We start from the raw sequence: 12,341 nt of genomic DNA, 5'->3' as shown, positions 1-12,341 counted from the left end.
CGGAATAGCACAAGGATATGCAAATGAACAAGAATAACTGGTCTTTATACGAAGTATTTATTCGCAGCAAACAGGGTCTGAGCCACCGCCATGTCGGCAGCCTGCGCGCCCCTGATGATGAAATTGCCCTGCAAAATGCCCGTGACGTCTATACCCGCCGCAATGAAGGGATAAGCATCTGGGTCGTGAAATCTGAACTGATTACCTCATCTCAACCAGATGAAAAATCAGAGTTTTTTGATCCTTCATTGAACAAGGTCTACCGTCATCCGACCTTCTATCATATTCCAGATGGCATCGAACACATGTAAGGTGGAGGAAAGAGCAATGACGAATCAGGTATTGGCACAATTTTTACTGCATGTTGGCGACAGCCAACTCATCCTTTCACACCGTCTGGCAGAGTGGTGCGGTCACGCACCGGAGCTAGAGCTGGATATTGCATTGGCAAATATCGGTTTGGACCTGCTGGGTCAGGCACGTACCGCGTTGAGTCTAGCCGGTGAAATTGAAGGACTGGGCCGTGATGAAGACAAACTGGCCTATTTCCGTACCGAGCGTGAATACCGTAACTTACTGCTATGCGAACAGCCAAATAATGACTTCGGTCAAACTATCGTACGTCAGTGGTTGATGGATCATTACCATGCTTTGCTGTTTGCAGCCCTGAGCAATAGCAGGAATGAAGAGATTTCCTCATTCGCCATCAAGTCGCTGAAAGAAGTGAAATACCATTTGCGTTTTTCAACCTCATGGATGGAACGTCTGAGCTTAGGTACTGCAGAAGCACATGAAAAGATCCAGAATGGTCTGAACCAGCTATGGCGCTTTACTGAAGAGCTGTTCAGCCTGACTGCAGATGAACGTCAGCTGGTTGATGCTAACCTGATTCCGGATCTGGAACTGCTGAAACCGAAATGGTTGGAAACTATATCTGCTGAGTTGCAACGTTTTGAACTGAGCTTGCCAGAAAGTGGTGCTTACCGTAGTGGCGCCAAGCAGGGACTACATACCGAACATCTGGGTTATGTACTGGCGGAACTGCAATATATGCAGCGCAGCTATCCAGGCATGAACTGGTAAATCCAGCACATCACAGGGAGTGAGTGGCATGAACTTGATTAGACATGTAGAAGATCAATGCTGGGAGGTCCTGGCACAGGTTTCCGATCCGGAAATTCCAGTCCTGTCAGTCCTTGACCTGGGCATGATTCGTGGAGTGGAGATCAACCCACAGGATGAAATCGTGGTTCGATTGACCCCCACTTATAGTGGCTGTCCGGCAACTGATCTGCTCAAGGCGGAAATCATCCAGGCATTTGCAGCACATGAGCTGACGCCGGTCAAAGTCGTGGTCGATCTGTCAGAAGCATGGACCACTGACTGGATGAGTGAAGAAGGCAAACAGAAACTGCAGCAATATGGTATTGCCCCACCCAAAGGTGGTTCAAACAGCTGCGGTACCCATGTCGCACTTAGTGATGGTATTCAGTGTCCACATTGTCATAGCCACCACACCCGATTACTCAGTGAATTCAGTTCAACCGCTTGCAAGGCGCTGTACAAATGTCAGGAATGCCTGGAGCCGTTTGACTATTTTAAATGTATTTAAGGGCTTAAGCGCACAAGCCATAACAATAAAGCGTGAGATCGCCACAGCTTAAGAAGGATTTTGAAATGAGCCAGTTTATTCCGTTAACCATTAAATCGATTCAGCCTCAGACTGAACAGGCAATTTGCATTGCTTTTGAACTGAGTCCGGAACATGCCGAAAATTTTCAGTATCAGCCGGGCCAACACCTGACCATCCGTCATATGACAGAACAGGAAGAATTGCGCCGTTGCTATTCGATCTGTAGCGATAGTGATGAAGACATGAGTATTGCGATCAAGAAAATTGATCAAGGCCAGTTCTCAACCTGGGCCAATGAAAACCTGAAAGTGGGCGATGTACTGGAAGTGATGCCACCACAAGGTGTGTTTTTCCAGAAAGCGGCCAAGACTGGTGGTAAACATTATCTGGGTTTTGCTGCAGGTAGTGGCATTACACCAATTTTGTCTATTGTCAAAGCAGTGTTGAGCCGTAAGCAAGATGCCACTTTTACTCTGGTTTATGGCAACCGTTCCTGGAAACAGACCATGTTCTCTGAACAGATCATGGACCTGAAAGACCGTTTTAAGGAACGCCTACAACTGATCAATATTTTCTCGCGTGAACTGAATGACAGCGAGATTTTCAATGGCCGTATTGATGCAGAAAAATTGCAACAGCTGTTCCAGGCGGGCCTGATTCCAGCAGAAACCGATCACTGCTTTGCTTGTGGTCCTGAAGAAATGATGAATGCGGTAGAAACCGTATTGCCAACCCTTGGGATCGAACGCAGCAAAATTCACACCGAACGCTTTAATACCGGTACTGCACCAAAAGCCTCTACACAGCAGATCGAAAGCCGTACCGAGGAAAAGGTCAACATCATTCTGGATGGTCGTGAGCTGATCATTGAAGTGTCCAAACAGGATGACAGCATTCTGGATGCGGCTTTACGTGCTGGTGCAGATCTGCCATATGCCTGCAAGGGCGGGGTATGCGCAACCTGTAAATGTAAGGTGCTGCAAGGTGAAGTGGAAATGGCAATCAACTATAGCCTGGAAGAAGAAGAAATCCAGAAAGGTTATGTGCTGAGCTGTCAGGCGCGTCCAACTACTCAAAATGTTCGTCTCAGTTTCGACGAGTAAAGATTTTAAATTAAGCACCATGCAGATAAATGCATGAACGAAATAGAAACTTAAAAGGTGTGTAATGGATTACCAAACAATTATTGTTGAAGAAAAAAATGCAGTGGGCTACCTGACTTTTAATCGTCCTAAACAGCTCAACAGTTTTAATGAAACCATGCATCAGGAAGTATCTTCTGTCGTAAAACGCTGGGCGCAAGATTCAGCAATTCGCGCAGTGGTGATTTCTGCAGAAGGTCGTGGTTTCTGCGCTGGTCAGGACCTGAACGACCGTGTAGTAGATCCAAATGCTGATGCGCCAGATTTAGGTTTATCCATTGAAAAATACTACAACCCGCTGATTAAACTGATTACTGAAATGCCAAAACCGGTGATCTGTGCCGTAAATGGTGTAGCAGCGGGTGCAGGTGCCAATATTGCTCTGGCTTGTGACATCGTGGTAGCAGCGAAATCTGCTTCATTTATTCAGGCCTTCTGCCGTCTCGGTCTGGTGCCAGATTCAGGGGGTACCTGGTTCCTACCACGCCTGGTTGGCCGTGCCCAAGCGATGGGTCTGGCGATGCTGGGTGACAAAATCTCGGCTGAACGTGCACTGCAACTCGGCATGATCTGGCAGGTAGTTGAAGATGATCAGTTAAAAGCAGAAGCTGAAAAAATGGCTGAACATCTGGCGACTCAGCCGACTTATGGTCTATCCCTGATCAAGAAAGCGATTCATGCCGCTGCAGACAATAATCTGGATGAGCAACTGATTCTGGAGCGGGATCTGCAACGTCTGGCGGGCCGTTCTAATGATTATCGTGAGGGCGTTCAGGCCTTTATGCAAAAACGCACACCACAATATAAGGGCTGCTAAATCTGCCGGAGATGGATTTGACTCGGCTCAAAGTTGTTGGATTTTTTCCTTTCAGTTATCGCTTAGCAACTTGGTCGAGTTGAATTATTCCTGACAGGTATGAATATGATACCTATTTGGTCTGATGGTTAGCTAGGTCCTATGTTATATGTAGTAGTACCCTGATAGTAAATGAAATCTGAAAATATAGATTTATGCACTATTTTCTACTCAAGATGTTGATTTTTGAATTATTTTTTATTTTTTTTATTCAAAAAAATGATTTGGATGAATAAGTGGAATTTAATATGTCAGGAATTTACAAATATTAAAAAATATGTATCGTATTTTTGGTGAAGAGTGATACAACCTGGTATATATTGAACTAAGCAGACAGCGCTAGGACAGGCGCAACAAGTATCGCCAACAGACTAAGGGATGGCGAGCTAAGGAACAAGAACGATGGAACATGTTTATATTTTTGACGGTATTCGTACCCCAATTGGTCGTTACGCAGGTGGTTTGAGCAGTATTCGTATTGATGACCTTGCTGCTTTGCCGATCCAGTATTTAAAACAGCAGCATCCTAACCTGCCATGGGCAGAAGTTGATGAAGTGATTTTAGGCTGTGCCAATCAGGCCGGTGAAGATAATCGTAATGTCGCGCGTATGGCAGCACTTTTAGCGGGCCTGCCGGAAAGCGTACCCGCGATTACTGTAAATCGTCTCTGTGCTTCCGGTCTGGATGCGGTCGGCCTGGCAGCACGTGCAATTAAATCGGGTGAAGCGCAATTTGTAGTGGCCGGTGGGGTAGAATCCATGAGCCGTGCGCCATTTGTACAATCTAAGCCAACCACAGCATTTAGCCGTACTCCGGAAATTTATGACACCACCATTGGCTGGCGTTTTATCAATCCAAAATTCAAGGCAGGTTTCGGCGTAGATAGCATGCCGGAAACAGCAGAAAATGTGGCTGAAAAATATCAGATTAATCGTGAAGATCAGGATCTGTTTGCTTATCGTAGCCAGCAAAAAACTGCACAGGCACAGCAGAATGGTATTTTTCAGGCAGAAATCCTGCCAGTGGAAATCAAGGGCGCTAAGGGTTCTACTCGGGTGATTGCTGAAGATGAACATCCACGTGCCGATACTACTTTAGAAAAGTTATCTTCTCTAAAAGCACCATTTCGCAAGGAAGGTGGTTCGGTAACTGCGGGTAATGCGTCTGGTGTCAATGACGGTGCAGCCTGTGTGCTACTGGGTAATAGATATTTCGCAGAACAATATGGACTGAAACCGCTAGTACGGGTGGTAGGAATTGCCAGTGCAGGTGTAGAGCCACGCTATATGGGGATTGGACCAGTACCAGCGATACAGAAAGTATTAAAACAGACAAACTTAAGTCTGGAACAGATGGATGTGATCGAACTGAATGAAGCCTTTGCCGCACAGGCACTTGCAGTGCTACGTGAGCTAGGCCTTCAGGATGATGATCCACGAGTCAATCCAAACGGGGGTGCTATTGCCCTTGGCCATCCACTCGGAATGAGCGGTACACGACTGGTGATTACTGCCATGAAAGAATTACAGCGCAAGCAAGGAAAATATGCCCTTTGTACCATGTGTGTCGGTGTTGGACAGGGTGTCGCACTGATTCTGGAAAATGTGGCTTAAGGACTGAATCAAAAGAGAAATCATCAGCAGTCAGGATGACTGCAGCAGGAGCAAGAATATGAATAACAATGCAATGGAACAGATTGAAACCGCTTCAGTAGATGAATTACGTAGCCTGCAATTGGAACGTATGAAAAAAACACTGCAGCATGCTTATCAGAACAGTACGGTTTACAAGAAAAAGTTTGATGAAGCCGGTGTCCATCCGGATGACTTAAAATCACTGGAAGACCTGGCAAAATTCCCGTTCACCACCAAGCAGGATCTTCGCGAAAACTATCCATTTGGCATGTTTGCTGTGCCTCAGGAGCAGATTGTCCGTGTACATGCTTCTTCAGGTACTACAGGTCAGCCGACTGTAGTCGGTTATACCCAGAATGACATTAATACTTGGTCAGATGTGGTGGCACGCTCGTTACGTGCAGCAGGACTCAGCAGTAAAGATACGATTCAGGTATCTTATGGTTACGGCCTGTTTACTGGTGGTCTAGGTGCACATTATGGTGTAGAACGTCTGGGCGCTACCGTAATTCCAATGTCAGGTGGCCAGACCGACAAGCAGGCCCAGCTGATTCATGATTTCAAGCCAACAGCTTTAATGGTCACTCCATCATACTGTCTGAACATTATTGAATGTCTGGAGAAAAAATTCGGAACTGCCAATGATTGTTCCATCAAGACAGGTATCTTTGGTGCAGAGCCATGGACCAATGAAATGCGCCGTGAAATTGAAGAACGTCTGGGTATTGATGCACTGGATATTTATGGCCTTTCTGAAGTGATGGGGCCGGGTGTGGCGATGGAATGTCTGGAATCCAAAGATGGTCCTACCATCTGGGAAGATCACTTCTATCCTGAAATTATCCATCCGGAAACTGGTGAAGTATTACCTGATGGTGAGCTGGGTGAACTGGTATTTACCACCATTACCAAAGAAGGTATGCCGGTAATTCGTTACCGTACCCGTGATCTGACACGCTTATTGCCAGGTACAGCGCGTACCATGCGTCGTATGGACAAGATTGTCGGTCGCAGTGATGACATGATGATTATTCGTGGCGTGAATGTGTTCCCATCACAAATTGAAGAGCAAATCCTGCATATTCCGCAGCTTATTCCAAATTATCAGATTCAGATTTGTAAACAGGGTCATCTGGATACATTGCATATTCGTACCGAAATGCGTAAAGATAGTGCTATAAATATGACACACCAATTGGCAAATCAGCTGAAAGTACAAATCAAGACCATGGTCGGGATTAGTGTCAGTGTGGAAGTGTTACCGGAAGGTAGCTTGCCACGTTCTGAAGGTAAGGCTCAGCGGGTGTTTGATATCCGAAAGTCCGCTTAAATACGTCTGGATGACAGGCTCAGGTCTGTCATCCGGCTTTAACAAGGTAAATTGAACGTAATGAATCCGAAATTAAAACAAGTAATTGATGATTTCATTCAGAATGAGACCCTCAGTGGAACCTCATTGGTAATGACGATTTTTGGTGACAGTATTTATCACCGCGGGGGAGTCATTAGTCTTGCCAGCCTGATTCAGCTGATGGATGTATTCGGCTTCAATGAGCGTTCTGTGCGTACCGCCGTATTCCGTCTGGTACAAAATGGCTGGCTGAGTTCTGAAAAAATTGGCCGCACCAGTTATTACCGTATTACCGAAAGCAGCCGTCAGCGTTTTATTACCGCAGACCAAAAGATTTACAGCTTCCAGCATAATGAATGGGACCAGAAATGGGATCTGGTTCTACTCAGTTCAGTTGAACTGGAAAATAAACAGACACTGAAAAAAGAACTGGAATGGTTAGGCTTTGCCAATATCGCGACCAATGTCATGGCCTATCCGGGGTGTGATCAGCAGAAACTGCAAAACCTCTTACTGAATAACAAGATGACCGATCAGGTCGTAGTGTTTCGTGCTGAAACTTTACAGCTTTGGCAGGAATCTTATCCAACCATTAAACGCATGGTCGAAACCAATTGGCCAATCCCGGAACTGCATCAGCGTTATGAAAAATTTATTAGCGATTTCCGCGAGTTTTTCTATCTGGTGGAAAATGAAGAGGAACTAGATCCGGTACAAGCCTTTCAGATCCGTATCCTGCTGATCCACCAGTATCGCCGTATTTTATTGAAAGACCCGAATCTGCCATTTGAACTATTGCCAACAGACTGGTTGTCACTGATTGCACGTAACTTAAGTACCAATCTATATCAGGCGGTATTTGCAGCAGGAGATGAGTTTTTCCTGGAGACTGCCCGGACCGCGGAAGGCCTTATGCCACCGGCACATCCACAATTTTATAAACGTTTTGGTGGTTTAAAGCAGCCGGAATTGACCTTTTAATATTTAAAAAAATCATGAATGTAATAGCTCAAGGAGGAGTCTATGCCATGTTATGCGATTGATGGGGTGATTCCTGTCGTCAGCCCTGAAGCTTATGTCCATCCTACGGCTGTGCTGATCGGTGATGTGATCATTGAAGCCGGAGTTTATATTGGTCCGTTCGCTTCGCTGCGGGCCGATTTTGGCCGGATTCATATCCAGAAAAATGCCAATGTCCAAGACTCCTGTACCATCCATGGATTTCCGGACAGTGTGACCTTGGTTGAAGAATATGGCCATGTCGGTCATGGTGCCATTCTGCATGGCTGCGTGGTACGAAAAAATGCCCTGATCGGTATGAATAGTGTGATTCTGGATGAGGCCGAAATCGGGGAGAATGTCATTGTTGGGGCCAACAGTACAGTCAAGGCTAAATTCAAAGTACCAGCAAATAATCTGGTACTTGGCAGTCCGGCGAAAGTAGTTCGTCCCTTAGAGGAAAAAGAAATTGCCTGGAAAAGCCATGGCACCGAGCAATATATCCAGCTCACTGCACGTTGCTTGAATACCATGCAGGAAGTAAAAGCTTTAACCGAAAATTCCGCAGAGCGACGTAGTTATCAGAACTTTAAAGCGGATTATCAAATCAAGCAAAATAGTTAAACTCGCTGATTTTTAAAAAATTTAGATAATTAAAATACGCTAATTTTTTAGTTTTAAAAATTATTGGAAATGAAACCAAATTCCTATTGTCGCCTTTCCGGATCGAGTTAAGCTGTTAGAAAACAGGTCAGGAAAGTGCAGATGGAAAGGCGGGAATTTAAAGACCATTTCTCCCAGCAGTCCCAAGATTATGCCTTGTTTCGCCCGCATTATCCGGACACTTTGGGGAAGATGCTGGCAGAGCTATCAACGAGTACCAAATTGGCTTTAGACGTCGGCTGTGGCTCAGGACAGTTTTCAGAGGTTTTGGCGCATTATTTTGATCAGATCATTGCCATTGATGCGAGTAGCGAACAAATCGCACAGGCCAAACCTCATCCGAGAATTCAATATCATCAGGCCTTAGCCGAAGAAATCCCATGTGTTGACCAGAGTGTAGATCTGATTTCAGTCGCACAAGCTGCCCATTGGCTGGATCTGGACAAGTTCTATGCGGAAGTTCGCCGTATTGCAAAATCCAATGCCATTCTGGCTCTTATTAGTTATGGGGTATTCAGCATTGATGAAGAACATCTGAATCATTATTTCAGACATTTTTATGAAGTGACGATCGCACCCTATTGGGCACCTGAACGTCGCCATGTCGATGAAGGATACAAAAATCTGCCATTTCCATTTCAGGAAATTTCTGTACAGCCGCCGGTATTACAAGTCGAGTGGAACTTTTACCAACTGATAGGCTATATGAGTACCTGGTCAGCCGTAAAAGCAGCCACCCAGGCACTCGGACATAATCCGCTGAATGTACTGGCAGATGCCTTATTGCCAGAATGGGAAGATCCAGAATTGCCCCGGGTGGTGAGTTGGCCGCTATCGCTACGAGTGGGAAGGATAAATCCAGATAAAGGAATGGATAATTAAATAAAAAGCCCAGTCTTAGCTGGGCTTTTATAATACCGATCGAAGATCAATCAGCTTATTTGTTTAACAGCATTTCTAGCACAAATTTGGAACCGATAAAGCCGAGCGCCAGCAGGCCAAACCCAAGCAGGGTAAAGCGCACTGCTTTCTGACCACGCCAGCCAAATTTCCAGTGGCCGATCAGTAATGCACCATAAACTAGCCAGGACACAATACTAAAGGCAGTCTTATGGGCCAGATGCTGGGCAAAGAAATTATCGATGGTAAAGAAGCCAAAACCCAATGCCAGTGTCAGTAAAATGAAACCGGTCATCAGCATATCGAACAATAAAGATTCCATATCCTGATAGGATGGCAACAGATTCACCCAAACCCGACGTTTCTGTTTTTTCTTCAGTTCACGATCCTGAAACCGCAAAATGACGGCCTGAATCGTCGCCATCAATAACACAGCGTATGCAGATAGGGACAAGATAATATGAATATCCAGACCTAGGGAATTTTGTGCAATAACTTTCGCTGGCTGGGTGAAACTGAAACCGAGAATCAGGCCGGTCGCAGCGACGGGAATACCAATCAGGTTTAGCGCAATAATCGGCCGATAGGTACTGTAAATGATGCTTAGCAGCAGCATTAGCCCTGAAGTAAAGGAAAGTAAGGCAAATACATCATAATTCATCCCCATTGGGGTATACATGTCACCTGATAAAACCAAAGCATGCAGTACCAGTCCAACTAAAGCTGTTAAGCCGACAAACCATTGATTTGGAGTACGTTTAGTCATTAAATGAATGAACAGATACCAAAAAGAGGAGGTATAAGCGATTAATGCTAAGATCGTGTAAACCAAGGGTAGGCTAAGCATGTCAAACCTTTTTAAGGGTGATGAATATTCATTTATATAAATTCAGTGCGAACTACAGTATCCTATAGCATTCTATGCATAAATTTTCTATTTTAAGAAACAATTTTTTGCTACTGGCTATTTTAAGCGGATTTTGCAATGTTTGATACCTTAACAGAACGACTCACGCAGAGTTTAAGAAATGTTACTGGCTCAGGGCAGCTAACCGAAGACAATATTAAAGATACGTTACGTGAAGTACGTATGGCACTTCTTGAAGCCGACGTTGCGTTACCTGTAACTCGTGAATTTATCGCGAAAGTTAAGGAAGAAGCATTAGGCCAGGAAGTGATGACTCAGTTATCACCAGGGCAAGCCTTCGTCAAAATCGTCTATGACGAATTGACCAAAATGATGGGCGAGGCCAATGAAAGCCTTGACCTTGCAGCAAAACCACCGGTGGTGGTACTGCTTGCCGGTTTGCAGGGTGCGGGTAAAACCACGACTGCAGCCAAACTTGCGCGCTTCCTGCAAGAGCGTCAAAAGAAAAAAGTAGCTATGGTGTCTGCCGACGTTTATCGTCCGGCTGCGATCAAGCAACTACAGACGGTGGCTGGCGAAGTTGGCGCGATTTTCCTTGAATCGAGTGCTACTGAAAAACCAATCAGTATCGTTAATCGTGCAATTGAACAGGCAAAAATCCAGTTTGCCGATGTACTGATTGTCGATACTGCAGGTCGTCTGCATATCGATGACGATATGATGGAAGAGATTAAAGAGCTGCATGCAGCGATTAATCCGACTGAAACCCTGTTCGTGGTTGATGCCATGACCGGTCAGGATGCGGCAAATACAGCCAAAGCATTTAACGATGCGCTTCCTTTGACGGGTGTGATCCTGACTAAAACTGATGGTGATGCGCGTGGTGGTGCAGCACTGTCTGTTCGTGCGATTACTGGCAAGCCAATCAAGTTCCTCGGTATGGGCGAAAAACTGGATGCTCTTGAGCCATTCCATCCGGAACGTGTGGCACAGCGTATTCTGGGCATGGGTGACGTGCTTTCTTTGGTCGAAGAAGTTGAACGCAAAATCGACAAAGAAAAAGCCGAGAAAATGGCGAAGAAATTGCAAAAAGGCGGTAGCTTCAACTTTGAAGATATGCTGATGCAATTCGAGCAGATGAACAAGATGGGAGGCATGATGGGCTTCCTGGACAAACTTCCAGGCATGAGCAATTCTGGTATTCAAGATGCAATTGCGCAGGCGAATCCTGAAAAGCAAGTGAAGAAAATGGAAGCGATTATCCAGTCGATGACTATCAAGGAGCGCCGTAACCCTGACCTGATGAATCCAAGCCGTAAAAAGCGTATTGCAGCAGGTTGCGGTATGGAAGTCTCAGAAGTCAACAAGCTGATTAAACAGCATGCGCAAATGGCGAAGATGATGAAGAAATTTGCTAATCCGTCGGGTATGGCAAAAATGATGAAATCACTGAGCGGTCTGCAAAAACAGTTTGGCGGTGGCGGTGGTATGGGCCCACTGTTCGGCGGCAACGACAAAAAATAACTATTTTAAATAAAAAAGGCGCGTACAGCGCCTTTTTTATTGTCTGTATTTTCTTTTATATCCAGTTTAAACAAAACAACATTTGCTTACCCAAATTTCTAGAAAAATCAGGCAGACTCGAAAACATTCGAAATAAAATAATACAGAAGGATGTATCTAATGACTCAAGTGATTGTGGTGCATGGCTATACCGCAAGTCCTGAAGAAAACTGGTTTCCATGGATTCAGGAAAAAGCCCAGCAGGAACATGTCAGCTTGAAAGTACTCAGACTTGACCCATCCACTACACCAAAACTGGAGGTCTGGGAACAGCAAATGCGTGAACAGATTGACGGGATTGACGAAAACAGTATTTTTATTGCGCATAGTCTGGGTTGTCTGGCTGCATTACATTATTTAAGTCGCGAATTAAAAAATCAGAGAATCAAACAACTGGTTTTGGTGGCCGGTTTCAATGGCAGACTGGGACGTCTGGAAGAAGTTAATCCGTTCATTGACGCGGCTGAAGTAGATTTTGATTTACTGAAACGTCAGATTGATGAACGTGTAGTGATTTATTCGGAAGGTGATGATCGGGTTCAGCCTGACTTCAGTCTGGAGCAAGCGGAAAGTCTGGATGCAATCGTAGTCTGTGCCGAACATCAAGGGCATTTTATTAATTCGCAAGGCTGTACTGAACTGCCGGAAGTCTGGCGAGTGATTCAGCCTTATCTGATCCAATCTTCCAGTGAATAGGGAGGATGATGAACAGATTGGTTCAATGATGACAG

At 45.2% G+C, this 12,341-nt stretch carries 13 protein-coding genes; 12 read left to right on the top strand and 1 reads right to left on the bottom strand.

All coding sequences use genetic code 11. From position 1 onward, the window contains the following. Positions 1-23: 23 nt before the first annotated feature. The 10 genes from paaB to FTU01_RS06745 all read left to right on the top strand — a co-directional run bounded on the left by paaB (position 24) and on the right by FTU01_RS06745 (position 9,161). A complete protein-coding gene (gene paaB / locus FTU01_RS06790) occupies positions 24-311 on the top strand; it encodes a 1,2-phenylacetyl-CoA epoxidase subunit PaaB (RefSeq protein WP_180031833.1) in 288 nt (95 codons plus the stop codon). Positions 312-327: 16 nt separating this feature from the next. Then, on the top strand, positions 328-1,083 hold the full coding sequence (gene paaC / locus FTU01_RS06785; RefSeq protein WP_180031830.1) for a 1,2-phenylacetyl-CoA epoxidase subunit PaaC: 756 nt from the start codon (positions 328-330) through the stop codon (positions 1,081-1,083). A gap of 28 nt (positions 1,084-1,111) precedes the next feature. Further along, positions 1,112-1,612 (top strand): 1,2-phenylacetyl-CoA epoxidase subunit PaaD, encoded by a 501-nt coding sequence (gene paaD, locus FTU01_RS06780; RefSeq protein WP_180031828.1) that lies wholly within the window; start codon positions 1,112-1,114, stop codon positions 1,610-1,612. A gap of 65 nt (positions 1,613-1,677) precedes the next feature. After that, on the top strand, positions 1,678-2,736 hold the full coding sequence (gene paaE / locus FTU01_RS06775; RefSeq protein WP_180031826.1) for a 1,2-phenylacetyl-CoA epoxidase subunit PaaE: 1,059 nt from the start codon (positions 1,678-1,680) through the stop codon (positions 2,734-2,736). 64 nt (positions 2,737-2,800) lie between these two features. Beyond that, a complete protein-coding gene (gene paaG, locus FTU01_RS06770; RefSeq protein ID WP_180031824.1) occupies positions 2,801-3,592 on the top strand; it encodes a 2-(1,2-epoxy-1,2-dihydrophenyl)acetyl-CoA isomerase PaaG in 792 nt (263 codons plus the stop codon). A gap of 441 nt (positions 3,593-4,033) precedes the next feature. Further along, positions 4,034-5,245: a 3-oxoadipyl-CoA thiolase gene (pcaF, locus tag FTU01_RS06765; RefSeq protein WP_180031822.1), complete on the top strand. Its 1,212-nt coding sequence runs from the start codon at positions 4,034-4,036 to the stop codon at positions 5,243-5,245. 58 nt (positions 5,246-5,303) lie between these two features. Continuing rightward, positions 5,304-6,596, top strand: coding sequence for a phenylacetate--CoA ligase PaaK (gene paaK / locus FTU01_RS06760; RefSeq protein WP_180031820.1), 1,293 nt, complete (start codon positions 5,304-5,306; stop codon positions 6,594-6,596). Between the two features lie 60 nt (positions 6,597-6,656). After that, positions 6,657-7,598 carry a phenylacetic acid degradation operon negative regulatory protein PaaX gene (paaX, locus tag FTU01_RS06755; protein WP_159123525.1) on the top strand — a complete coding sequence of 314 codons (942 nt, stop codon included), beginning with the start codon at positions 6,657-6,659 and terminating at the stop codon, positions 7,596-7,598. A gap of 42 nt (positions 7,599-7,640) precedes the next feature. Continuing rightward, positions 7,641-8,240 (top strand): gamma carbonic anhydrase family protein, encoded by a 600-nt coding sequence (locus FTU01_RS06750; protein WP_180031818.1) that lies wholly within the window; start codon positions 7,641-7,643, stop codon positions 8,238-8,240. Positions 8,241-8,381: 141 nt separating this feature from the next. Next, positions 8,382-9,161 carry a class I SAM-dependent methyltransferase gene (locus FTU01_RS06745; RefSeq protein WP_180138573.1) on the top strand — a complete coding sequence of 260 codons (780 nt, stop codon included), beginning with the start codon at positions 8,382-8,384 and terminating at the stop codon, positions 9,159-9,161. Between the two features lie 55 nt (positions 9,162-9,216). Here FTU01_RS06745 and FTU01_RS06740 read toward each other — a convergent pair whose 3' ends face one another. Beyond that, positions 9,217-10,026 carry an inner membrane protein YpjD gene (locus tag FTU01_RS06740; RefSeq protein WP_004783358.1) on the bottom strand — a complete coding sequence of 270 codons (810 nt, stop codon included), beginning with the start codon at positions 10,024-10,026 and terminating at the stop codon, positions 9,217-9,219. 138 nt (positions 10,027-10,164) lie between these two features. Between FTU01_RS06740 and ffh the strand changes: the two genes are divergently transcribed. Both ffh and FTU01_RS06730 read left to right on the top strand, forming a co-directional pair. Then, positions 10,165-11,571, top strand: a complete 1,407-nt coding sequence (ffh, locus tag FTU01_RS06735) for a signal recognition particle protein (protein WP_004783356.1) — start codon at positions 10,165-10,167, stop codon at positions 11,569-11,571. A 159-nt stretch (positions 11,572-11,730) separates the two neighbouring features. Beyond that, positions 11,731-12,306 (top strand): alpha/beta hydrolase, encoded by a 576-nt coding sequence (locus tag FTU01_RS06730; RefSeq protein ID WP_180138571.1) that lies wholly within the window; start codon positions 11,731-11,733, stop codon positions 12,304-12,306. The last annotated feature ends 35 nt before the right edge of the window (positions 12,307-12,341 follow it).

It is taken from the genome of Acinetobacter sp. YH12043 (genome assembly GCF_013419915.1).
GTDB lineage: Bacteria > Pseudomonadota > Gammaproteobacteria > Pseudomonadales > Moraxellaceae > Acinetobacter.
This window is presented reverse-complemented; position numbering and strand designations above follow the sequence as displayed.